22 protein-coding genes are annotated in these 21,967 nt (G+C 72.1%); 15 read left to right on the top strand and 7 right to left on the bottom strand.

Annotation, left to right across the window (positions count from 1 at the left end; all coding sequences use genetic code 11):
* The first annotated feature begins 69 nt into the window (after positions 1-69).
* The 6 genes from ABFX81_RS24690 (at position 70) to ABFX81_RS24665 (ending at position 7,502) form a co-directional block, all read left to right on the top strand.
* Complete coding sequence (locus tag ABFX81_RS24690) at positions 70-1,305, top strand: amidohydrolase family protein (protein ID WP_086850179.1); 1,236 nt, start codon at positions 70-72, stop codon at positions 1,303-1,305.
* Between the two features lie 2 nt (positions 1,306-1,307).
* A complete protein-coding gene (locus tag ABFX81_RS24685) occupies positions 1,308-2,222 on the top strand; it encodes a TIGR03619 family F420-dependent LLM class oxidoreductase (RefSeq protein ID WP_346138752.1) in 915 nt (304 codons plus the stop codon).
* Between the two features lie 8 nt (positions 2,223-2,230).
* Entirely contained in the window at positions 2,231-3,001 is a 771-nt protein-coding gene (locus tag ABFX81_RS24680; protein WP_086850181.1) for a glucose 1-dehydrogenase, read from the top strand.
* A gap of 112 nt (positions 3,002-3,113) precedes the next feature.
* Positions 3,114-4,232 (top strand): LLM class flavin-dependent oxidoreductase, encoded by a 1,119-nt coding sequence (locus ABFX81_RS24675; protein WP_086850183.1) that lies wholly within the window; start codon positions 3,114-3,116, stop codon positions 4,230-4,232.
* 91 nt (positions 4,233-4,323) lie between these two features.
* Positions 4,324-6,054 carry an amidohydrolase family protein gene (locus ABFX81_RS24670; protein ID WP_086850185.1) on the top strand — a complete coding sequence of 577 codons (1,731 nt, stop codon included), beginning with the start codon at positions 4,324-4,326 and terminating at the stop codon, positions 6,052-6,054.
* Positions 6,051-7,502, top strand: a complete 1,452-nt coding sequence (locus tag ABFX81_RS24665) for an aldehyde dehydrogenase family protein (protein ID WP_086850188.1) — start codon at positions 6,051-6,053, stop codon at positions 7,500-7,502. Before ABFX81_RS24670 ends, ABFX81_RS24665 begins: the two co-directional genes overlap by 4 nt.
* Positions 7,503-7,523: 21 nt before the next feature.
* Here ABFX81_RS24665 and ABFX81_RS24660 read toward each other — a convergent pair whose 3' ends face one another.
* Positions 7,524-7,916: a nitroreductase/quinone reductase family protein gene (locus ABFX81_RS24660; protein WP_086850190.1), complete on the bottom strand. Its 393-nt coding sequence runs from the start codon at positions 7,914-7,916 to the stop codon at positions 7,524-7,526.
* A gap of 113 nt (positions 7,917-8,029) precedes the next feature.
* Here ABFX81_RS24660 and ABFX81_RS24655 point away from each other — a divergent pair, with 113 nt between their 5' ends.
* Positions 8,030-8,866 (top strand): endonuclease/exonuclease/phosphatase family protein, encoded by an 837-nt coding sequence (locus ABFX81_RS24655; protein ID WP_086850191.1) that lies wholly within the window; start codon positions 8,030-8,032, stop codon positions 8,864-8,866.
* Positions 8,867-8,873: 7 nt separating this feature from the next.
* Here ABFX81_RS24655 and ABFX81_RS24650 read toward each other — a convergent pair whose 3' ends face one another.
* The 3 genes from ABFX81_RS24650 to ABFX81_RS24640 form a co-directional block, all read right to left on the bottom strand.
* Positions 8,874-10,403 carry a CehA/McbA family metallohydrolase gene (locus tag ABFX81_RS24650; protein ID WP_086850193.1) on the bottom strand — a complete coding sequence of 510 codons (1,530 nt, stop codon included), beginning with the start codon at positions 10,401-10,403 and terminating at the stop codon, positions 8,874-8,876.
* A 147-nt stretch (positions 10,404-10,550) separates the two neighbouring features.
* Positions 10,551-11,201 (bottom strand): response regulator, encoded by a 651-nt coding sequence (locus tag ABFX81_RS24645; protein WP_086850195.1) that lies wholly within the window; start codon positions 11,199-11,201, stop codon positions 10,551-10,553.
* A complete protein-coding gene (locus tag ABFX81_RS24640) occupies positions 11,198-12,340 on the bottom strand; it encodes a histidine kinase (RefSeq protein WP_086850197.1) in 1,143 nt (380 codons plus the stop codon). Before ABFX81_RS24640 ends, ABFX81_RS24645 begins: the two co-directional genes overlap by 4 nt.
* Positions 12,341-12,472: 132 nt before the next feature.
* On the opposite strand from ABFX81_RS24640, the gene ABFX81_RS24635 reads away from it, so the two are divergent.
* The 6 genes from ABFX81_RS24635 (at position 12,473) to ABFX81_RS24610 (ending at position 17,755) form a co-directional block, all read left to right on the top strand.
* Positions 12,473-13,171 (top strand): class I SAM-dependent methyltransferase, encoded by a 699-nt coding sequence (locus ABFX81_RS24635; protein ID WP_346138672.1) that lies wholly within the window; start codon positions 12,473-12,475, stop codon positions 13,169-13,171.
* Positions 13,168-13,674 (top strand): DedA family protein, encoded by a 507-nt coding sequence (locus ABFX81_RS24630; RefSeq protein ID WP_346138671.1) that lies wholly within the window; start codon positions 13,168-13,170, stop codon positions 13,672-13,674. The genes ABFX81_RS24635 and ABFX81_RS24630 overlap by 4 nt, the downstream gene beginning before the upstream one ends.
* A 63-nt stretch (positions 13,675-13,737) precedes the next feature.
* Positions 13,738-14,592 carry a TIGR03619 family F420-dependent LLM class oxidoreductase gene (locus tag ABFX81_RS24625; protein ID WP_086850239.1) on the top strand — a complete coding sequence of 285 codons (855 nt, stop codon included), beginning with the start codon at positions 13,738-13,740 and terminating at the stop codon, positions 14,590-14,592.
* Positions 14,593-14,627: 35 nt separating this feature from the next.
* On the top strand, positions 14,628-14,834 hold the full coding sequence (locus ABFX81_RS24620; protein ID WP_086850240.1) for a hypothetical protein: 207 nt from the start codon (positions 14,628-14,630) through the stop codon (positions 14,832-14,834).
* Between the two features lie 43 nt (positions 14,835-14,877).
* Positions 14,878-17,463 carry a bifunctional FO biosynthesis protein CofGH gene (locus tag ABFX81_RS24615; protein ID WP_086850241.1) on the top strand — a complete coding sequence of 862 codons (2,586 nt, stop codon included), beginning with the start codon at positions 14,878-14,880 and terminating at the stop codon, positions 17,461-17,463.
* 40 nt (positions 17,464-17,503) lie between these two features.
* Positions 17,504-17,755 (top strand): hypothetical protein, encoded by a 252-nt coding sequence (locus tag ABFX81_RS24610; RefSeq protein ID WP_346138670.1) that lies wholly within the window; start codon positions 17,504-17,506, stop codon positions 17,753-17,755.
* Here ABFX81_RS24610 and ABFX81_RS24605 read toward each other — a convergent pair.
* Positions 17,752-19,164, bottom strand: coding sequence for a hypothetical protein (locus ABFX81_RS24605; protein ID WP_428837211.1), 1,413 nt, complete (start codon positions 19,162-19,164; stop codon positions 17,752-17,754). The two genes, ABFX81_RS24610 and ABFX81_RS24605, sit on opposite strands and share 4 nt — an antisense overlap.
* A gap of 18 nt (positions 19,165-19,182) precedes the next feature.
* Positions 19,183-19,572, bottom strand: a complete 390-nt coding sequence (locus tag ABFX81_RS24600; protein WP_346138669.1) for a GtrA family protein — start codon at positions 19,570-19,572, stop codon at positions 19,183-19,185.
* A 196-nt stretch (positions 19,573-19,768) separates the two neighbouring features.
* On the opposite strand from ABFX81_RS24600, the gene ABFX81_RS24595 reads away from it, so the two are divergent.
* Both ABFX81_RS24595 and ABFX81_RS24590 read left to right on the top strand, forming a co-directional pair.
* Positions 19,769-20,767, top strand: coding sequence for a glycosyltransferase (locus ABFX81_RS24595; protein ID WP_086850245.1), 999 nt, complete (start codon positions 19,769-19,771; stop codon positions 20,765-20,767).
* A gap of 83 nt (positions 20,768-20,850) precedes the next feature.
* Complete coding sequence (locus tag ABFX81_RS24590; RefSeq protein ID WP_346138668.1) at positions 20,851-21,405, top strand: hypothetical protein; 555 nt, start codon at positions 20,851-20,853, stop codon at positions 21,403-21,405.
* Here the strand turns inward: ABFX81_RS24590 and ABFX81_RS24585 are convergent.
* Positions 21,398-21,910 carry a DUF2165 family protein gene (locus ABFX81_RS24585; RefSeq protein WP_086850253.1) on the bottom strand — a complete coding sequence of 171 codons (513 nt, stop codon included), beginning with the start codon at positions 21,908-21,910 and terminating at the stop codon, positions 21,398-21,400. The genes ABFX81_RS24590 and ABFX81_RS24585 overlap by 8 nt on opposite strands.
* Between the last annotated feature and the right edge of the window lie 57 nt (positions 21,911-21,967).

The following is a 21,967-nucleotide window of genomic DNA, read 5'->3' as shown; positions in this document are numbered from 1 at the left end:
CATCGCGGCCGGAACCCGCCCCCGTCCGCATAGCTGACGCCCCGTCAGATCGGCGCTACCGTGAGCGCCATGGACACCCACGAGAGCACGTTTCCGCTGATCATCTCCGTGGACGACCACACGGTGGAGCCCGCGACCGTCTGGCAGGACCGGCTCCCGGAGAAGTACCGGGGCACCGGCCCCCGGATCGTCCGTGCGCCCGTCAAGGAGATGACGTTCCTCGGCGGGCGCTTCAAGCCGGTCATGGGCGCGCCCGGCGACGACGGTCCCGTCGGTGACTGGTGGGTCTACGAGGACCTCCGCAGGCCCCTGACCCGCCTCGACACCGCCGTCGGGTACGACAGGGACGAGATACGCCTGGAGGTCATCACCTACGAGCAGATGAGGCCCGGTTCCTACGACGTCCCGGCCCGGCTCGCCGACATGGACGTCAACCACGTCCAGTCCGCCCTCTGCTTCCCGACGTTCCCGCGTTTCTGCGGCCAGACCTTCACCGAGGCGAAGGACCACGAGCTGGGTCTGCTCTGCGTCCGTGCCTACAACGACTGGATGGTGGAGGAGTGGTGCGGCCCCGAGGCGCACGGGCGGCTCATCCCGCTCACCCTGATCCCCCTCTGGGACCCCGAGCTGGCCGCCGAGGAGGTCCGGCGCAACGCCGCACGCGGCGTCCGTGCCGTCGCCTTCTCCGAGATCCCGCCCTACCTCGGGCTGCCCTCCATCCACACCGACGACTGGGACCCGTTCCTCGCCGCGTGCGACGAGACCGGCACCGTCGTCGCCATGCACATCGGCAGCAGCAGCCGGATGCCCTCCACCTCCGCCGACGCCCCGCCCGCCGTCGGCTCCACCATCACCTTCGCCAACTGCTGCTTCTCGATGGTCGACTGGCTGATGAGCGGCAAGTTCGAGCAGTTCCCGAACCTCAAGGTCATGTACGCCGAGGGCCAGATCGGCTGGATCCCCTACATCCTGGAGCGCGCCGACGTCGTGTGGGAGGAGAACCGCGGCTGGGGCGGCGTCGCCGACAAGGTGCACCGGCCGCCGTCCGAGCTGTTCGCCGAGCACGTCTACGGCTGCTTCTTCGACGACGCCTTCGGGCTGCGCAACCTGGACGCGATCGGCCTGGACAACGTGCTCTACGAGACCGACTACCCCCACTCCGACAGCACCTGGCCCAAGTCCCGCGAGGTCGGCGAGGCGCAGATGGGGCACCTGGATCCCGAGGTGGTGGAGCGGATCGTGCGGCGGAACGCGATCGAACTGCTGGGGCTGACCGACGACGGGCTCTGGGACGGGACGCGGTGAGCCTGGCCTACGGGATCCAGCTCCCGGTCCAGTCCCGGAGCACGATCTACGCCGAACCGTGGGAAGCCGCCGCCGGGCCCGAGGACCTCCTCGCCGTCGCCCGTGCCGCCGACCGCGCCGGCTTCGCCTACCTGGCGTGCTGCGACCACGTCGCCATCCCGCGCCGCCTCGCGTCCGCGATGAGCACGGTCTGGTACGACCCGGTGGCCACCCTCGCCTTCCTCGCGGCGGCCACCGAGCGGACCCGGCTGCTCAGCCACGTCGCCGTCGTGGGGCTACGGCATCCGCTGCTCAGCGCCAAGCAGTACGCCACCCTCGACCACCTGTCGGGCGGTCGGCTGATCCTCGGCGTCGGGGCCGGACACGTGCGCGAGGAGTTCGAGGCGCTGGGCGCCGACTTCGAGCGGCGCGGGACCGTGCTGGACGAGTCGATCGACGCCCTGCGGGCCGCCCTCGGGCCGGACGAGTTCCCCCGACACCACGGCAAGCTGTACGACTTCGAAGGGCTCGGGCAGCGGCCGCGCCCGGCGCAGGACCGGGTCCCCCTCTGGGTCGGCGGGTCCTCGCCCGCCGCCCTGCGACGGGCCGCGCTCAAGGGCGACGGCTGGCTGCCGCAGGGAGATCCCAGGGACGTGCTGCCGGACCGCATCGCGCGGATACGGCGGCTCAGGGAAGAGGCCGGGATCGAGGGCCCGTTCACCGTGGGCGCCATCGCGGAGCCCCTCTACGTCGGGACGGCGGGCTGGGACGTCGGGCGGCGGACGGTCAGCGGGCCCGCCGACGCCGTCGCCGAGTCGCTGCGGGTCTATCGCGCGATGGGGGTGGACCAGGTCCAAGTGCGGTTCCGCAGCCGGGACCGCACCGAACTCACCGACCAGATCGCGGCGTTCGGCGCCGAGGTCGCCCCACAGCTGTGAGGAGAGCCATGGGCAAGCTCGACGGACGGGTCGTCATCATCACCGGCGCCGCGCGCGGCCAGGGCGAGCAGGAGGCCAGGCTGTTCGCGGCCGAGGGCGCCCGGGTGGTCGTCGCGGACGTCCTCGACGGCCAGGGCGAGGCCCTCGCGAAGGAGATCGGTGCCCGGTACGTCCATCTCGACGTCGGCCGGGAGGACGACTGGGAGGCGGCCGTCGCCGCGGCCAAGGACACGTACGGCCGGGTCGACGGGCTCGTGAACAACGCCGGCATCCTCCGCTTCGACTCCCTCCTCGACACACCCCTCGACGAGTTCATGCGGGTCGTCCAGGTCAACCAGGTGGGCTGCTTCCTCGGCATCAGGACCGTCGCCCCCGAGCTGGCCGACGGGGGCACGATCGTCAACACCGCCTCGTACACCGGGCTGACCGGAATGGCGGGGGTGGGCGCGTACGCGGCGAGCAAGCACGCCGTGGTCGGTCTGACCCGGGTGGCCGCGCTGGAGCTGGCCGGGCGGGGGATACGCGTCAACGCCGTCTGTCCGGGCGCCATCGACACCGCGATGTCCAACCCGGCCCGGCTGGACCCGGACGCCGACCCGGAGGAGACCGCCAGGGGGCTCGACCGGCTGTACCGCAAGCTCGTGCCGCTGGGGCGGGTCGGGCAGCCGGAGGAGGTGGCGCGGCTCGCCCTGTTCCTGTCGTGCGACGACTCCTCCTACATCACCGGGCAGCCGTTCGTGATCGACGGCGGGTGGCTGGCGGGAGTGAGCGTCATCTGATCCACCGCGACCTGACGAGCCGTCAGCTATTGACGCTCCCCAGGAGCGGTGGAACAGTCGGAGCCATCGATCTGACGACTCGTCAGAAAAGACCGTGGGGCGGTGAATCTCCTTGGAATTCGGGGTCTTCGTACAGGGATACGTGGGCAAACGGGCTGAAACCGACCCGCTCGCCGAGCACAAGGCGCTGATGGAGGAGACCGAGTACGTCATCCAGGCGGACCAGTCCGGCTTCAAGTACGCCTGGGCCTCCGAGCACCACTTCCTGGATGAGTACTCGCACCTCTCCGCCAACGACGTCTTCCTCGGGTACCTGGCCCACGCCACGGAGCGGATCCACCTCGGCTCGGGCATCTTCAACCCGCTCGCCCCGGTCAACCACCCCGTGAAGGTCGCCGAGAAGGTCGCCATGCTCGACCATCTCAGCGAGGGGCGGTTCGAGTTCGGCAGCGGGCGGGGTGCCGGTTCGCACGAGATCCTGGGCTTCATGCCGGGAGTGACCGACATGAACCACACCAAGGAGATCTGGGAAGAGACCATCGCCGAGTTCCCCAAGATGTGGCTCCAGGACGAGTACGTCGGCTTCCAGGGCAAACACTGGTCGCTGCCGCCGAGGAAGGTCCTGCCGAAGCCGTACGGCGGCTCGCACCCGGCGATGTGGTACGCGGCCGGGTCGCCTCCGTCGTACGCCATGGCCGCGAAGAAGGGGCTCGGGGTGCTCGGCTTCAGCGTGCAGAAGGTCTCCGACATGGAGTGGGTGCTGGAGCAGTACAAGACGGCGATCGTGGACGCCGAGCCGGTCGGTGACTTCGTCAACGACAACGTGATGGTGACGACGACGGCGATCTGTGCGCCGACGCACGAGGAGGCGGTGCGGATCGCGGCGAACGGGCAGCTGCACTATCTGCCGTCGCTGGTGTTCCGGTACCACGACACGTTTCCGCGGCCCGAGGGATTTCCGGTGTGGCCGGAGACGCTGCCGGAGTACACCGAGGAGCTCGTGGAGGTCCTCATAGAGGAGGAGCTGCTGATCTGCGGGGATCCGGACGAGGTGCTCACGCAGTGCAAGCGCTGGGAGCAGGCGGGGGCGGACCAGTTGAGTTTCGGACTGCCGGTGGGGGTGCCGAAGGAGGAGACCCTGCAGACGATTCGGCTGGTCGGGGAGCACGTGATTCCGAAGATCGATACGGATCCTGTGCATCGGACTTCGCGGTTCCGGAGGGGTGTTTGAGCGTCGTTGGCGGGTGCGGCGTGCGTTGCGGCTTGTCGCGCAGTTCCCCGCGCCCCTTATAGGGCAACGGTCTCAAGGGAGTTGAGGGCTCATGCTCGATCACGTCATCAAGGGTGTGACCGTCGTGGACGGGACGGGCGTCCCCGCTCACACCGCCGACGTCGGCATCCAGGACGGGCGTATCGCCGTCATCGGTGAGGTCACTCAGGAAGCGCGCACAAGCGAGGACGCGCACGGCCTCGTCCTCGCCCCCGGCTTCGTCGACCCCCACACCCACTACGACGCCCAGCTCTTCTGGGATCCGTACGCCACGCCCTCCCTCAACCACGGGGTCACCACCGTCGCCGGGGGGAACTGCGGGTTCACCCTCGCGCCGCTGCACCCGGACCGGCCCGAGGACGCCGACTACACGCGGCGGATGATGTCGAAGGTCGAAGGCATGGCGCTGGTGGCGCTGGAGGAGGGGGCGCCCTGGAACTGGCATTCCTTCGGGGAGTACCTGGACGCCCTGGAGGGGCGGATCGCCGTCAACGCCGGGTTCATGGTGGGGCACTGTGCGCTGCGGCGGTACGTCATGGGGCCGCAGGCCATCGGCGGGCAGCCGACCGGGGAGCAGCTGGCGGCGATGGCCGGGCTGTTGCGCGAGTCCATGGACGCCGGCGCCTGGGGGCTGTCCACCACCCAGTCGACCAGCCACTCCGACGGCGACGGGAAACCGGTCGCCTCCCGGCACGCCGGGCCGGCCGAGCTGCTGGCGCTGTCGCGGGCCGTCGGCGAGCACGAGGGCACGCAGATCGAGGCGATCGTCGCGGGCTGTCTGGATCAGTTCAGCGACGCGGAGATCGACCTGTTCGCCGAGATGAGTGCGGCGGCGGGGCGGCCGCTGAACTGGAACGTCCTGACCATCGACGCGGCCGTGCCCGAGCGGGTGCCCCGGCAGCTCCTGGCGAGCGAGCAGGCCCGGAAGGCGGGCGGCCGGGTCGTGGCGCTGACCATGCCGATCCTCACGCCGATGAACATGTCGCTGGGGACCTTCTGCGCGCTGAACCTCATCCCCGGGTGGGGGCCGATTCTCGGGCTTCCCGTGCCCGAGCGGATCGAGAAGCTGCGCGACCCGGACGTACGGGACGGGATGCTGCGGCGCGCCCGGTCCAAGGAGGCGGGCGTCTTCCGGCGGCTGGCGAACTTCGGGCGATACGTCATCGGCGACACCTACAGCGAGGCGAACGCCGGGCTGACCGGGCGCGTGGTCGAGGACATCGCCGAGGAGCGCGGCCAGGAGCCCTTCGCATGCCTGGTGGAGATCTGCGCCAACGACGAGCTGCGCACGGTGCTGTGGCCGATGCCGCCCGACAACGACCCGGCGTCCTGGGCGCTGCGGGCGGAGACCTGGCAGCACGAGGACGTGCTGCTCGGCGGGTCCGACGCGGGTGCGCATCTGGACCGGATGTGCGGGGCGCCGTACACGACCCGGTTCCTCGGGGACTGCCTGCGGGGCCGGAAGCTGGTCGGTCTGGAGCAGGCCGTGAAGATGCTGACCGACGACCCGGCCCGGCTCTTCGGCCTGCGGGAGCGGGGGCAGCTGCGGGAGGGCTGGCATGCGGACCTCGTCCTGTTCGACCCGGAGCGGATCGACGCGGGCCCGGCCACCCTGGTGCACGACCTGCCGGGTGACAGCCCGCGGCTGGACTCCCGGGCGCTGGGCGTGCGGGCCGTGTGGGTCAACGGGGTCGAGGCGATCCGGGACGACGTGGTGACCGGTGCCGTGCCGGGCCGGGTGCTGCGCTCCGGCCGGGACACGGAGACGGTGAGCACGAGGTGACGGCACGGCAGCCGCTGTTCGTCGGCGGTTCCTGGGTCGAGCCGGACGGCGGGCACTACGAGGTGATCGACCCGGCGACCGAGCGGACCGTCGGGTGGGCGCCGGAGGCCTCGCGGGATCAGGTGCACGCGGCCTGCGCCGCGGCCCGCGAGGCCTTCGGGCCGTGGTCGGCCACGCCTCCACAGGAGCGGGCCGCGGTCCTCGCCCGCGCCGCGGACGTCATCCGGGACCGTCTCGTGCCGTACGCCGAGCTGGCCCGGGCGGAGACGGGCGCGACCACCGGTACCGCACGCGGCATGCAGGTCGGGGTCGCCGCCGCCCGCTTCCGGCGCTACGCGCGCGTGGAGCCCGCCGAGTGGGCGATCCCGCCGCAGATCAACGAGGCCGGGCCGATGGGGCGGGCGGGCGTCATGGGCGCACTCGCCGTCCGCCAGCCCGTCGGTGTCGTCACCTGCATCACCTCGTACAACAACCCCTGGGCCAACCCGGCGGGCAAGATCGCCCCCGCCCTGGCGATGGGCAACACGGTCGTGGTGAAGCCGGCACCCCAGGACCCCCTGTCGGTCTACCGGATGGCGGAGGCGCTGGAGGCCGCCGGTGTGCCGCCGGGCGTGGTGAACGTGGTCAGCGGTGCACGGACCGAGGCCGGCGAGGCGGCCGTGGCATCGCCGGACGTCGACATGGTCAGCTTCACCGGCTCCACGGCGGTCGGGCAGCGCATCGCCGAGGTGTGCGGGCGCGACATGAAACGGCAGCTGATGGAGCTGGGCGGCAAAGGCGCGGCGGTCGTCCTCGACGACGCCGACATCGGCTCGGCCGTGTCCGGCATCGGGACCACCTTCTCCTTCTACAGCGGGCAGATCTGCACGGCACCGACACGGGTACTGGCGCAGCGAGGGGTGCACGACCAACTCGTCGAGCAACTAGCCACTTACGCTCGCCGGTTGAAGGTGGGAGACCCCCGGGAGCCGGACACGGTGGTCGGGCCGGTGATCTCGGCGGCACACCGGGACCGGGTGGAGTCGTACGTCGAACTGGGCCGGAAGGAAGGCGCGGTGGTCGTCACCGGCGGCGAACGCCCCTCCCTGCCGACCGGTTTCTACGTCACCCCGACCCTCCTCGCCGGCTGCACCAACGACATGCGCGTGGCCCGCGAGGAGATCTTCGGCCCGGTGGTGGTCGTCATCCCCTTCGACGACGAGGAGGAGGGCGTGGCCCTGGCCAACGACACCGACTACGGCCTCATCGACTACGTGTGGTCCTCCGACGTGGCCAGGGCCTTCCGGGTGGCGCGGCGCCTGCGTGCGGGCGGTGTCGGGATCAACACCGTGGGCCGCAACATGGAGGCCCCCTTCGGCGGCTTCAAGAAGAGCGGCGTCGGCAGGGACGTCGGCTCGTACGCCCTGCACGCGTACAGCGAGGTACAGGCGATCGTGTGGCCGGGGTGAGGGCCGCGCGCCAGGGGGCCGTCAGTCCGTCAGATCCACCCGCACCGTCAGCAGATCCGTCCCGAACGCCCGCACCCCCAGGCCGTTGACCTTGGGCAGCCGCCGCAGTCGCGCCACCGGGTCGTCGTCCGGCAGCAGGTGTGCGACGCCCGTGTGCCACCGCCCCCGGATCCGCACCCGCACCCGCGGATCGGCCTTGATGTTGCGCACGTACTGCGACCGTTCGCCGAACTCCGACACCAGCCAGAAGGAGTCGCCGACGCGGCGGCCGCCCACCGGGGTGCGGCGGGGCAGGCCCGAGACGCGGCCCTTCGTCTCCAGGACGGTCTGGAGGGGGAGGCGGCGCACGATCGGGTTGACGCGGCGCTGGAAGGACGTGGCGGCACGGAACCTCAGGTCGGCGAGACGGGACATCGTCGGGATCTCCTTCGCACGAGCTCTCACGGATTCCGCAACGGTTCCTGCTCCCATAGCGGTTCCTGCTTCAATGATCCCTGACGCGGCGGGACGAGAGCGGGTGGCTGCGGATGCGGATCGTGACGTGGAACCTGTGGTGGCGCTTCGGGCCCTGGCAGGCACGGCAGAAGGCGATTCTGACGGCGCTGAGGGAACTGCGCCCCGACGTCGTCGGCCTCCAGGAGGTGTGGGCCGCCGACGGCGAGAACCTCGCGGAGTGGCTGGCCGGTGAGCTGGGCCTGCACTGCGCCTGGGCCGCCTCGCCCGCACCGGAACGCTGGCGGCGGCGGATCGGGGACCCCACGGTGGACATAGGCAACGCCGTGCTCAGCAGATGGCCGGTCGTGGACCGGGACATGCTGCCGCTGCCCGCCCCGGCGGACACGGACGACGGCCGGCTGGCCCTCTACGCCCGCCTGGCCGGCCCCGCCCACGAGATCCCCTTCTTCACCACCCACTTCGCCTCCGCCCCGGACGCCTCCGCGGTCCGCTGCGGCCAGGTCGCCGCGCTCGCCGGGTTCGTCGCCCGGCACCGCGGCGGCACCCCGTTCCCGCCCGTCGTCACCGGCGACCTCAACGCCTGGCCCGACTCCGACGAGATCCGTCTCCTCGGCGGCTACAAGACCGCCCCGGCCGTGCCGGGCCAGGTCCTCCTCGACGCCTGGGAGTACGCCGACCCGGCCGCCCCCTCCGCCACCTGGGACGCGGCCAACCCGTACGTGGCGCCGACCCACGAGCCGAGCGTGCGCATCGACTACATCCACGTGGGCCCGCCCGGCCCCGGCGGACTCGGCCACGTACGGGACGTCCGGCGGGCGTGCGACGGTCCGGTGGACGGGGTGTGGCCCTCGGACCACGCGGCGGTCGTGGCCGACCTGGCGGACGGGCCGGACCCCGACCGGGGCTGAAGCCACCTCAACCCGCGGCGCGCCCCAGGAAGACCGGGTTCGTGAACGCCGCCAGCACACCCGGTACCGGCCCCGCCGCCGCCTCGTGCCGCAGTTCCGCCCGTACGTACGCCGCGTACGACGGGGTCGTCCGCCACTCGACGACACCCGAGCCGGACACCGGCAGCGGGGCGCTGGTGTGCAGCACGCCCTGGTCGGTGACGAAGCGGACCGTGCAGCGCGGAGCGCCCGTGACCTCCAGGCGGACGGTGACCGGGGTGTCGCGGTCCACCCGCAACCGCTCGCCGATGCCCGCGTGTTCGCCGCGTGCACCGGACGCCCGGAACGACAGCTCGACCTTGGCGGACTCGGCGACGTACGACCGTCCCGCCCGGATGCCCTCCTGGATCGCCCGGCGGGTCAGGTCGTCGGCCAAGACGACCGTCTGGGGCCGCCCGACGGGGTCCGGGTCGCGGTGGGCGTCGCTGCTGCCCATCGCCGGGATCCAGTCGCGCCCGTCCCGCACGGACGCCACCAGCATGCTGTCCCAGTCGGCGAGGGCGACCTCGTCGTCGGGCGTGTAGGGGCCGTTCCACACCTCGACCGCGTCCGCCTCGCCGAAGCCGAACTTCCAGTTGCAGCCGACGCACGTGGCGTGCGGGTGGGCCGGGACGACCAGGCCTCCGGCGCGGCGGATCTGGCGGGCGAACCGGCCGAAGCGGTTGTCGCGTGCCCGGTAACGCCAGTCGACGAAGGTGCCCGGGTCGGTGCCCAGCGCGACGACGTGACCGTTGCGCGTGGTGACCTCCTCGCCCAGCATGACCAGCAGGTCGTCCCCGGCCACGTCCGCCCAGTGGGCGTGCGCCGCATGCGTGTTGTGCTCGGAGGAGTTGATGAAGTCCAGCCCCGCCGCCCGCGCCAGCGCCCCGATCTCGGCGGGGGTGCGACGGCCGTCGGAGTACCAGGAGTGCAGATGACAGTCGCCCCGGTACCAGGCACGGCCCCGGCCCCTGGCCCGGTCCGGCGGGTACACCGGCCGGACTGCCTCGCCCGGCTCGCCGTACGTCAGCGTGATGGTGATCTCGTACGACAGGCCCTGCGGGGCGACCGTGTACGGGCCGAGCGCGATGTGCCAGGTGCCCTCGCGCACCGGGCCCGGGATGTATCCGGGCGTCGCCTCGTCCGCACGGATGAAGAACTCCGTGCGCGCCCCGCCCGACCAGCCCCGGAAGCCCCGGCCGCCGAGCTCGGTGCCGCGGTCGTCGAAGATGCCGATGTCGAGGGCGTTGCCGGTCGTGCCGGCCGGGACGGACGGGCGGTCGTAGGTGTAGGCGACCTTGATCTCCCGGACGCCGGACGGGACCTCGACCGGCACGTACACGAAGTCGGGGGAGCCGGCCGGCAGGGTGCCGCGCACCGTTCTGCTCTCCTGGTCTCCGTCGCCCTGGTCGGCGTCGGCCGCTGAAGCGAAGCTCACGCTTCCCAACGTAAGCGCGGCGGCCGCTCCCGTCACGAACAGAGCCCGTCGGCCGAGCCCGCCGTGGTTGTCCTCGCACATGCTGCTGCTCCCAGGTGTCGTCGGTGACAAGGCATGGGTGGTGCAGTGGTGGTGCGTGCAACCTTTGTATTCAGCCGTGAACCGGCGTGTAAGGGAAGGGGACCCGGCGGCGGGAAACAGCCGAACAGGCCAAGCCGGACGGGGAGTTCAGGCGGTGAGGCCGGCGTCGCGGGCCAGCAGGGCCGCCTGCACCCGGTTGGCGACCTCCAGCGCGGTGAGGATGCGGCTGACGTGGGCCTTGACGGTGCTCTCGCGCATGCCGAGGCGGTCGGCGATGTCGGCGTTGGTCTCTCCCTGGGCGAGCAGGGTCAGCACGTCGCGTTCCCGGGGCGTGAGCCGGTCGAGGCGGGCACGGGCGGCGGTGGCCTGCGAACCGCCCGAGCGGTGGTAGCGGTCGATGAGGCGGCGGGCGGCGCTCGGGTGGAGCATCGCCGAGCCGGCGGCGACGAGGTGGACGGCGCGCAGGATCTCGGCCGGATCGGTGTCCTTCAGGAGGAAGCCGTCGGCACCGGCCGCGAGGGCGTCGTAGACGTACTCGTCGAGATCGAAGGTGGTCAGCGTGATCACCCTCGGCGGACGGTGCAGGGCGCGCAGCCGGGCCGTGGCCGTGATGCCGTCCATGCGGGGCATGCGGACGTCCACGAGGGCGACGTCGACACGGTGCGCGGTGGCCAGCTCGACGGCGTGCAGGCCGTCGGACGCCTGGGCGACGACCTCGATGCCCGGGTCGCCGTCGAGGAGGTCGGTGAGGCCCAGGCGGACCAGGGCGTCGTCGTCGGCGATCAGGGCGCGGATCATGTGGGGGTGCCGTTCTGTTCGAGGGGCGCGGGGTGCGGGATGCGGGCGGCCAGCCGCCAGCTGCCGGCCCCGCCGGGTCCGGCGTGCAGGTGGCCGCCGAGGGCGGTGACACGCTCGCGCAGGCCGACCAGCCCGAAACCGGAGGCGACGGCGTGTGCGGCCGGGCTGCCGGGGGCGTTGGTGACCTCCACGGTGGTGGCGGGCGGCCGGTAACGGAGCTGGATGCGCACCGGGGCGCCCCCGGCGTGCTTGCGGGCGTTCGTCAGTGCTTCCTGGACGAGCCGGTAGACGGCCAGCCGGTGCGCGGCGGGAGCCTGCTCGGGCCGGCCGTCGACCCGCAGCTCGGCTTGTTGCCCGGCCGCCCGTGCCTGGTCGACCAGTGCGTCCACGTCACGCAGGACGGGGACGGGAGCGGCCTCGGCGGGCTCGGAATCGGGGTCGCGCAGGGCTCCGAGGACGTCGCGGAGGTCGGCCAGGGCCTCGGTGGAGGCGGTACGCAGCAGGGCCAGGCGTTCCACGACCGGCGCGGGCAACTGCTCGTTGCGGGTGGCGAGGACGCCCGTGTGCAGGGCGATCAGGCTCAGGCGGTGAGCCAGTACGTCGTGCATCTCCGCGGCGATCCGGGACCACTCGGCGGCCCGGGCGGCCTCTCCGCGCAACTCCCGCTCGATCCGCAGATGCTCGACCTGGTCGCCCAGCGCCTTCAGCAGCCGGCGGCGGTTCCCCACCCACAGCCCGCTCACCAGGGCCAGCAGCACGAACAGGGTGGAGCCGTACTGCTGCGGGGTCCACAGCGAGGTCTCGGGGGTCAAAAGCAAGCTGGCGCCGAGCGCGGCCGCGGCGCACCCCACCGCCCACCGGATCCGCCGCTGCGCCGCCAGGTCGAACAGTGCGACGAGGAGCAGCACCAGCAAGGGCCATCCCCACAGCCCGGTCGCCGCGGTGGCAAGCCCGGCCGGGACGTACCGGGGCAGCCGCCGCACCAGCAGGGCCGCCCCGCACAGCACCGCCGCGGCGGTGGCCGGCGTCAGGTACCGGCCGCCGGCGACCGTCGCGCTGTTCTGCACCGCGAGGGCGGTCAGCAGCACGACCAGGCACCAGCGCCCGCAGGTGCTCCACCGGAATCCTTCTCGTATCACTCACCGGATGCTAGGCGGGCCCGGCCCGTCCGGCGTCCGACCTCAGTACCCTGCGACCCCCTACTTTCGTAGGGGAAGGCCGCCGCACAACGACGGATTTCCGGGCGCGGGCCGCTTCCTAGCGTCGAAACCATGGATTTTCGACCCATGGACTGGACGTTCCTCACCGAAGCGGCCCGCGACCCGCGCACCACCGGCGCCGTCGCCCCCAGCGGCAAGGCTTTGGCCCGTGCGCTGACCGACCCGGTACGCGCCCTCGCGCCCCGGCCGCTGACCGTCCTGGAGGCGGGAGCCGGAACCGGAGCGGTCACCCGCGCCCTCGTCCCGCAGCTGCCGCCGGGCAGTCGCCTGGACGTCGTCGAGGCCAACCCCCGGTTCGCCGGACGGCTGCGCCGCCTCGTCGACACGCACCCCCTCCTGGCCGGGGAGCCCGAGCGGGTCCGCGTCCACCGCTCCTACGTCGAGGACCTTCCCGGCGAGGAGCGCTACGACGTGATCGTCTCCGGCCTGCCCCTGACCAACTTCAGCCCCGGCCAGACCGAAACGATCATGGCCCGGTTCCTGGAGCTCCTCCACCCCGGCGGCACCCTCACCTACTTCGCCTACCGAGGCACCCGGCAGGCCCGCGCCCTGCTGTCCTCCCGCGCGGAAGCCCGCCGGCACCACGCCGTCGAGGAGGTCATGGTCGCCTATCAACGCCGGTACGCCACCGGCCGCTGGTCGGTGTGGGCGAACCTCCCCCCGGCCAGGGTCTGGCAGCTGCGCCGTCCGTCCCGCGACGCGCCGGACGCGCGGGAGGCGCTGTACGACGTCACCGGAGCCCGCCGGTGACCGTCCCGTCGGACCTTCTCGGCCACGTCCCCGCCACCGCCGCCTACGCCGTCCTGGCGGTGGCGGTCCTGGCCGAGTCGGTCCTGCTGGTCGGCGCCTTCGTCCCCAGCCTCGGCCTGCTCCTGGCGGCCGGGGCGCTGGCCCGCAGCGGGCAGCTGAGCCTGCCACTCGTCGTCGGGGTCACGGCGGGCGCCGCGGTGGCAGGTGACCTCCTCGGCCACCGCACCGGAGCCCTGCTCGGCGATCGCCTGCGCACCGGACGCCTCGGCAGCCGTGTCCCGGCCACCGCCTGGCGGAACGCCGAGACCCGGATGGACCGCCGTGGCGGCCAGGCGGTGTTCCTGGCCCGCTTCGTTCCGGTGCTCCGCACGCTCACCCCGCACCTCGCGGGCGCCACCCGCCTGCCCTACCACCGGATCGCGCCCTACAGCGCGGTCGCCGCCCTGCTGTGGGCCGGCGCCGAGGCGGGCACGGGGTACGCGGCGCTCGCGACGGTCACCTGATACCGACCGAGGGGGCCGACCGTCGGTAGGGACAGCCGACTCCCCCGCGGGTAGGAATAGGCCATGCGCATCGCCGTAACGATCTTCCTCACCGACGAGACGATCACTCCGACCCGGCTCGGACGCGAGCTGGAGGACCGCGGTTTCGCCGGGCTGTATCTGCCCGAGCACACGCATATCCCCGTCGAGCGGACCACTCCGTACCCGGCGGGCGGCGAGCTGCCGCGGGAGTACGGCCGTACCCTCGACCCGTTCGTGGCGCTCGGCCAGGCCGCCGCCGTCACCGAGCGGCTCGGGCTCGGCACGGGCATCACGCTCGTCGCCCAGCACGACCCGATCGACCTGGCCAAGCAGGTCGCGACCCTGGACCATCTGTCAGGGGGCCGGTTCACACTCGGGCTCGGCTTCGGCTGGAACGTCGAGGAGGCCGCCGACCACGGCGTGCAGTGGCCCACCCGGCGCGAGCTGGTCCGGGACCGGATGGCGCTGATGCGGGCGCTGTGGTCGGAGGAACCGGTCGGGTACGAGGGGGAGTTCGGCGGTGTCCGGGCCAGCCACGCGCACCCCAAGCCCGTCCAGAAGCCGCGCGGCCCGGTCGTCGGCCCGCGCACGCTCGTCGGCGGCGCCGCCGGGCCCAAGCTGTTCTCCCACATCTGCGAGTACGCCGACGGCTGGCTCCCCATCGGCGGCCGCGGCCTGTCGGAGTCCCTGCCCCTGCTGCGCACCGCCTGGGCCGAAGCGGGCCGCGACCCCCGGGCCCTCCAGGTCGTCCCGTACGCCGTCCACCCGACCCCGGGCAAGCTCGCGCACTACGCCGACCTGGGTATCGAGGAGGTCGTGGCGCAACTGCCGCCGGCGGGGGAGGCGGAGATTCTGAAGGCGCTGGACGGGCTGGCGGGATATCTTCCAGGTACCTGACAACTCGACGGGACAAAGGGAGAGAACGCAGCGTCATGAGGATCGCCTGGTTAGCGTGGCTCTGGCGGCATTTCACCGAATACGGCTACAGCCAAGGGCTGTTGCCCGCCGCGATCGGCACGTCGGCCGTGCTGGTGACCGCCGCGCTGGTCTGGTTCTCCCTGCACCGCCACAGGCCCCTCGCCGTGGCCCTCAGCGGTCTCGTGACCGCCCTGGGCATCGGGTGGCTGGCCTTCCACTGACGGGGCCCGGCCCAGTTGATCAGCGCGATCGTATGCTCGAAGGATGACGACTTCCGCGACCTCCGGAACCGGCCCCACCGAGAACTCCATGCGTCGCGCCCTGAAACGGGCCAGGGACGGCGTCTCGCTCGACGTCGCCGAGGCGGCCGTCCTGCTCCAGGCCCGGGGCGCGCACCTGGAGGACCTGGCGGCCTCGGCCGCCCGGGTGCGGGACGCGGGGCTCGATGCGGCCGGCCGGCCCGGCGTCATCACGTACTCCAAGAGCGTCTTCATCCCGCTGACCCGGCTGTGCCGGGACAAGTGCCACTACTGCACGTTCGTCACCGTCCCCGGCAAGCTGCGCCGGGAGGGCCACGGGATGTTCATGTCCCCCGACGAGGTGCTGGACATCGCCCGCAAGGGCGCCGCCCTGGGCTGCAAGGAAGCCCTCATCACCCTCGGCGACAAGCCCGAGGACCGCTGGCCGGAGGCGCGCGAGTGGCTCGACGCGCACGGCTACGACGACACCATCGCCTACGTCCGCGCCATCTCCATCCGCATCCTGGAGGAGACGGGCCTGCTGCCCCATCTGAACCCGGGCGTCATGAGCTGGACCGACTTCCAGCGGCTGAAGCCCGTCGCGCCCAGCATGGGCATGATGCTGGAGACGACCGCGACCCGTCTCTGGTCGGAGCCGGGCGGCCCCCACTACGGCTCCCCCGACAAGGAACCGGCTGTCCGCCTGCGCGTCCTGGAGGACGCGGGTCGCTCCTCCGTGCCGTTCACCTCCGGGCTGCTCATAGGCATCGGCGAGACCTACGAGGAGCGCGCCGAGTCCCTGTTCGCGCTGCGGAAGGTCTCCCGGGCCTACCACGGCGTCCAGGAGCTGATCATCCAGAACTTCCGCGCCAAGCCGGACACCGCGATGCGCGGCATGCCGGACGCGGAACTGGACGAACTGGTCGCCACGGTGGCCGTCGCCCGCCTCCTCATGGGCCCCTCGGGTTGCATCCAGGCTCCGCCCAACCTCGTCGACGCCGAGTACGAGCGGCTGATCGGCGCCGGTATCGACGACTGGGGCGGGGTCTCCCCGCTGACCATCGACCACGTCAACCCCGAGCGCCCCTGGCCGCAGATCGAGCAACTCGCCGAGAAGTCCCGCGCGGCCGGTTTCGAACTGCGGGAACGGCTGTGCGTGTACCCGGAGTTCGTCCGGCGCGGCGAGCCCTGGCTGGACCCGCGGCTGCGTCCGCACGTGGCGGCGCTGGCCGACCCGGAGACCGGGCTCGCGCGGCCCGAGGCCCTGCCCGAGGGGCTGCCGTGGCAGGAGCCGGAGGAGGTCTTCGTCGCGTCCGGCCGCACGGACCTGCACTCCTCGATCGACAGCGAGGGCCGCAGCTCGGACCGCCGGGACGACTTCGACGAGGTGTACGGCGACTGGGGCGCACTGCGCGAGGCGGCCGCCCCGGGCATGGCACCCGAGCGCATCGACACCGACGTACGGCAGGCCCTGCGCACGGCGGCCGACGACCCCACGAAGCTCACCGACGACGAGGCACTGGCCCTGCTGCACGCGGACGGCCCGGCCCTGGACGCCCTCGCGCAGGTCGCCGACGACGTCCGCAGGTCGGCCGTCGGCGACGACGTCACCTACATCGTCACGCGCAACATCAACTTCACCAACGTCTGCTACACGGGCTGCCGTTTCTGCGCCTTCGCCCAGCGCCGCACCGACGCCGACGCCTACACCCTGTCCCTGGACCAGGTCGCCGACCGGGCCCAGCAGGCCTGGGACGTCGGCGCGGTGGAGGTCTGCATGCAGGGCGGCATCCACCCGGACCTGCCCGGCACGGCGTACTTCGACATCGCGCGGGCCGTGAAGGAACGCGTCCCCGGCATGCACGTGCACGCCTTCTCGCCGATGGAGGTGGTCAACGGCGCGACCCGCACCGGCATGTCGGTCCGCGAGTGGCTGACCGCCGCCAAGGAGGCCGGCCTGGACACCATCCCGGGCACGGCCGCCGAGATCCTCGACGACGAGGTCCGCTGGATCCTGACCAAGGGCAAGCTGCCCGCGGCCGACTGGATCGACGTCGTGACGACGGCCCACGAGCTGGGCATCCGCTCGTCCTCGACGATGATGTACGGCCATGTCGACCAGCCCCGGCACTGGCTCGGCCACCTGCGCACCCTCGCGGGCATCCAGCAGCGCACGGGCGGCTTCACCGAGTTCGTGACGCTGCCGTTCGTGCACACCAACGCGCCCGTGTACCTCGCGGGCATCGCCCGCCCGGGCCCCACCATGCGGGACAACCGCGCGGTCACGGCCATGGCCCGGCTCCTCCTGCACCCGTACATCCCCAACATCCAGACCAGCTGGGTGAAGCTGGGCACCGAGGGCGCGGCCGAGATGCTCCGCTCGGGCGCCAACGACCTCGGCGGGACGCTCATGGAGGAGACCATCTCCCGTATGGCGGGCTCCTCCTACGGCTCGTACAAGTCGGTCAAGGACCTCATCGCGGTGGCCGACGCCGCGGGCCGCCCGGCGAAGCCCCGGAACACCCTGTACGGGGAGATCCCGCAGGAGCGGCAGCGGGCGGCGGAGGCGTCGGACGGGCATCTGCCGGAGTTGCTGCCGGTGCTGGACTGAGCGGCTGAGGGTCTACTGGCCCCTGGGTGTCGGTCGGCTGGTGCGCCGTCACCGTGCGGCCGGCCGTGGTGCGGGGGTCCGGTTGTGGCGGGGCGGCCGTGCCGCGGGCCGGTCGATGCCGCGGGCCCGCCCGGCGAAGCCCCGGAACACCCTGTACGGGGAGATCCCGCAGGAGCGGCAGCGGGCGGCGGAGGTGTCGGACGGGCATCTGCCGGAGTTGCTGCCGGTGCTGGACTGGGCGGCTGAGCGGCTGGGCGGCTGGGCGGCTGGGCGGCTGGGCGAGGCCGTCTAGTGGCCCCCGGCGTCCGCCGGCTGCTGTGCCGTCACGGCACGGTCGGGCGTGGCGCCGGGGCTCTTCGGTGGTGGGAGAGCCGTGCCCCGGCCCAGCCAGAGCAGGAGCAGGCCGAGCGTGCAGGCGATCGCCGGCCAGTAGACGTAGCGGAAGTCCGTCGCGGGCATGATCGGCAGATAGCCGAGGATGTAGGCCGCCGAGCTGATGCCCAGCGACCGGACCGGCATGGAGAACCGGCCCTTGCCCGGGCGGATGGCCAGGACCAGCGCGACGGCGAGCCAGAACCACCCGCGGAACAGCCACCGCAGGTCCGTCACCATGCCGTTGACGTACGTGCCGAGCATGTCCTCCAGCCGGGGGTGCGCCACCTCGATGCCCAGGTCGTTGCGGCTGACCCCTGCTTTGTACGGATCGTCGGTCTCGAACAGCAGAGTCGTGAAGAGCCGCAGCCGGTACTGGAGATACTCCGGCACATGCCCGCTCATCTCGCGCAGCCACAAGGACGTGATCTCCCCCGAGTCCCCGCGCAGCCCGTCCGCCGGGCGTTCGTAGCAGGCCCAGTAGGCGTCCGACAGGGCCCCGACGCGCTCGCACTCCTGCGCGGATGCCACGAGCCGGTCCCTGAGACCGGGCGGCACGTCCGCCGTCCGGAGCTCGTCCACCTCCAGTACGTGGACCAGGTCGTCGAGCATGATCTGTGCGGCCTGTTCCGTCTCGAGAGGCCGCGCGAACAGGGAGATGGCGACGGTCGGTACGACGAGGGCGGCCAGGAGTGCCGCCGTGCACGTCGCCCACGTACGGCGTCCGGGAGCGCGCCACAGTGCGAGGACCAGCATGACGAAGACGGGGAGCGCGGCGAAGAAGGCGTTCTTGCGCACCAGCATGGCGTACGCGAGGAACAGCACGCCCAGCCCGAGCAGCCCCCACCGCACGGCGGGACGAGGAGGCCGGCGGTCCCGCAGCAGCAGCCCGGTGAGCGCGACCGCGCACGCGGCGAGCAGTGCGACCGCCGCCTGGACGTCCTTCCACACCACCCCGACGAACGTCAGCACGAAGGGAGCCAGACCCAGGCCGAGTACGGCGAGCGATCCGCCGCGGCTCGCGGTCAGCTCCCAGACGCACCAGGCCAGCACCCAGAGCGCTCCCCAGAAGAGAATCGCCTGGAGGACGAGCATGGACGCGATCGAGCCGGTCACCGCGATGAGCGCACGCCACACCAGACTCAGCACGGGCGGGTGCCAGTCGGTCAGGCGCGACTTCCCCTCGGCCTGCCGGAGCTGGTCGAGGCTGTCGGGACTCAGATAGCCGGGGAAGAACACGAGGATCGTGCCAAGGCAGCAGACCGCGGCGACGGCGCCCAGCCCCCAGACCCAGCGCTGCGCACGCGGCAACCACGGCATTTGTCCCATATGTCGGATGCTAACGGCTCAGGGTGCGACGAAGACGTAGCGCCGGTAGGCGTAGAAGCGGAACAGGGTCGCGAGCACCCAGCCGAAGACGCGGGCGGTGTTGTCGCTGAGCGCCGAGTCGAGCCCGAGCAACTGCCGCGAGGCGAAGACCGTGCCCGCCGTGATGACGAGACCGACGCCGTTCGCGACGAGGAACAGGCCCAGTTCGCGGGCCACCTGGTCGCGGTGCTGATGACGGTAGGTCCAGTAGCGGTTCCCGGCCCAGCTGAAGAGCGCGGCGGCGCCCGTCGCGACGACGGACGCCTGGACGGGAGCGGCCCCCATCGGCCCGCCCTCCGCGCCGCCGGGCAGCCCGAAGACCAGCAGGTTGTAGCCGCCGTTGTCCACGACGAAGGCCAGGGCCCCCACGGCTGAGAACTTCGCGGCCTCGCGCCAGATGCCCCGTAGGGCATCACGGACGGAACGTGTCACAGAGGCGAGAACCGGCACAGAGCGAGAGTAGCCACCCGGCGCGTCCCCGCCTCATGGACGCGCTCATACCGCACGATTTCCCCCATATGTGACTATTTGACACCGGCTCGGATGTTCGGATGAGGAGTGGGGAGTGGTCGTGGAACCGACGATCGCGTGTGTCGTGCCGTGCCACAACGAGGAGGCGGCCGTCGGCAAGGTGGTCCGCGACCTGCGCGCGGCCCTCCCCGAGGCCGTCGTCTACGTCTACGACAACGCCTCCACCGACCGCACCGTGGACGTCGCCCGCGCGGCGGGCGCGATCGTCCGGCAGGAGCCCCGCAAGGGCAAGGGCAACGTCATCCGCCGCGCCTTCGCCGATGTCGACGCCGACGCCCTGCTCATCATCGACGGCGACGACACCTACGACGCCTCGTGCGCCCGGGACCTGGTGGACCTGCTCTTCGAGGGGCCGTACGACCAGGTCGTCGGCGCCCGCCGGGTGGCGGACGACGGCGCCTACCGGACCGGCCACGCGGTCGGCAACAAGCTGCTCACCGGGGCGGTGCGGTCCCTGTTCGGCAACGACGTGACCGACATGCTCAGCGGCTACCGGGTCTTCTCGCGCCGGTTCGTGAAGTCCTTCCCGGCGCTGGCCCGGGAGTTCGAGACCGAGACCGAGATGACGATCCACGCCCTCCACCTGCGCCTCCCCACGGCGGAGGTGGTCGTGGACTACCGGGTCCGGCCCGCCGGCGGCGAGAGCAAGCTGCGCACCTACCGGGACGGCTGGCGCATCCTGCGGGTCATCCTCGACCTGGCGCGGCGCGAGCGCCCCTCCCTCGTGCACACCGTGATCGCCGGCGTCCTGGCCCTGGTCTCGGTCGTCCTCGGCATCCCGGTCATCGCCGACTTCGTCCGCACGGGCACCGTGCCCCGCGTCCCCACGGCGATCCTCGCCGCCGCGATCATGACCATCGCCGCGCTCGTCCTGCTCGTGGGCTACATCCTCGAGTCGCTCACCCACATGCGGCAGGAACAGACCCGGCTGGTGCACCTCTCCTACCCGGCCCCCGTCCGCACCCCGCGCTACACCGCCCACGGAGCCGGCACCGGCCCCGTACCGGTCCGCAAAACCGTCGACGGACCCTGAGCCGCTTGGGGAGCAACGGGCTCGCAGTACGATGATCGGAACCCCCGTTCCGCGGGGTCCCGTGACTGAGGAGATGCGTGCCCGTGCCTGCCCGACTTCCTTCGTGGGCCTGGGTGACCGGGCTGACCGTGGGAGCGATAGCCGCGGTGACGGTCCTGGCCGTGCAGGCGGACCGGGGCCCGCAGCCCACCGCCACCTCGGCCAAGCCGAGCACCTCGGTGTCGGCGCAGCCCACGCCCTCCGCTTCGGCCCCGGCGAGGGTGCCCGACGGCTCCGGCACCGGCCGGCGCGTCGTCTACTCCCTCGACGAGAAGCGGGTGTGGCTGGTCGACGCGAGCGAGTCGACCCGCCGTACGTTCACCGTGTGGCCGGGCACGGTCAGCCCCGACCCCGGCACGTACACGGTGTCGTCCCGCAACGAGGCCACGACCGGCTCCGACGGCGTCCAGATCGAGCACATCATCTACTTCGCCGCGAAGTCCGGCGTCTCCGTCGCCTTCTCCAACGCGGTCGACGGCGCCTCGCCGCCTCCCGCCGACCCCGGTGCCAGGACGGGCGGAGTCAGGATGCGGAAGGCGGACGGCACGGCACTGTGGGCGTTCGGCACCGTCGGCACGACGGTGACCGTGGTCAGGTAGTCGAGTCCGCCTGCTTGGACGGCAGGTGGTTGACGATCAGCACCAGCCCGCTGAACAGGAACACGCGGGTGGCGGCGTCCAGCCCGTTCCAGCTCTTCGACTGCCACATGGAGAACCACTCACCGCCGATCGCGATGAACCCGGCGCCGAACAGCAGCAGCACCATCAGCAGCCCGTACGTGGACATCCGCCGGGCCTGCTGCTGGTCACGTCTGGCCCACAGCCAGGTCCCGTATATGAGGACCAGCGCGGCGACGGTCTCCCAGACGATGATCAGCACGTAGGCGGTGTCCTGAAGCCCCGTACTGGTGATGGCCCGCCACATCAGGTCCTCGTCCTTGAACGTGGTGTCCATGGCCAGAACATGCCGGACGAACTGCTGGTTGGTACCGAAGTCGGTGATGTTCCCGAACGCGACCAGCGCCATGTAGAGGGCGACCGAGGCGGTGAGCAGGGCGGCGGCGAGAGGCAGCGCGCCGCGGCGTGAAGTGGAGGAGGTGGCCATGCCGATCATTCTTCCCGAGCGGCGGTCGCCGACGCGACAGAATGACGACGGAAGCGG

Source organism: Streptomyces coeruleofuscus (genome assembly GCF_039532725.1).
Classification (GTDB): Bacteria; Actinomycetota; Actinomycetes; order Streptomycetales; family Streptomycetaceae; genus Streptomyces; species Streptomyces coeruleofuscus.
This window is presented reverse-complemented; position numbering and strand designations above follow the sequence as displayed.

Coding starts and splice junctions, on each gene's coding strand:
- ABFX81_RS24690 (WP_086850179.1), top strand. CDS start 70: ATGGACACCCACGAGAGCACGTTTCCGCTGATCATCTCCGTGGACGAC.
- ABFX81_RS24680 (WP_086850181.1), top strand. CDS start 2,231: ATGGGCAAGCTCGACGGACGGGTCGTCATCATCACCGGCGCCGCGCGC.
- ABFX81_RS24670 (WP_086850185.1), top strand. CDS start 4,324: ATGCTCGATCACGTCATCAAGGGTGTGACCGTCGTGGACGGGACGGGC.
- ABFX81_RS24660 (WP_086850190.1), bottom strand. CDS start 7,916: ATGTCCCGTCTCGCCGACCTGAGGTTCCGTGCCGCCACGTCCTTCCAG.
- ABFX81_RS24655 (WP_086850191.1), top strand. CDS start 8,030: ATGCGGATCGTGACGTGGAACCTGTGGTGGCGCTTCGGGCCCTGGCAG.
- ABFX81_RS24650 (WP_086850193.1), bottom strand. CDS start 10,403: ATGTGCGAGGACAACCACGGCGGGCTCGGCCGACGGGCTCTGTTCGTG.
- ABFX81_RS24645 (WP_086850195.1), bottom strand. CDS start 11,201: ATGATCCGCGCCCTGATCGCCGACGACGACGCCCTGGTCCGCCTGGGC.
- ABFX81_RS24635 (WP_346138672.1), top strand. CDS start 12,473: ATGGATTTTCGACCCATGGACTGGACGTTCCTCACCGAAGCGGCCCGC.
- ABFX81_RS24625 (WP_086850239.1), top strand. CDS start 13,738: ATGCGCATCGCCGTAACGATCTTCCTCACCGACGAGACGATCACTCCG.
- ABFX81_RS24620 (WP_086850240.1), top strand. CDS start 14,628: ATGAGGATCGCCTGGTTAGCGTGGCTCTGGCGGCATTTCACCGAATAC.
- ABFX81_RS24615 (WP_086850241.1), top strand. CDS start 14,878: ATGACGACTTCCGCGACCTCCGGAACCGGCCCCACCGAGAACTCCATG.
- ABFX81_RS24605 (WP_428837211.1), bottom strand. CDS start 19,164: ATGGGACAAATGCCGTGGTTGCCGCGTGCGCAGCGCTGGGTCTGGGGG.
- ABFX81_RS24585 (WP_086850253.1), bottom strand. CDS start 21,910: ATGGCCACCTCCTCCACTTCACGCCGCGGCGCGCTGCCTCTCGCCGCC.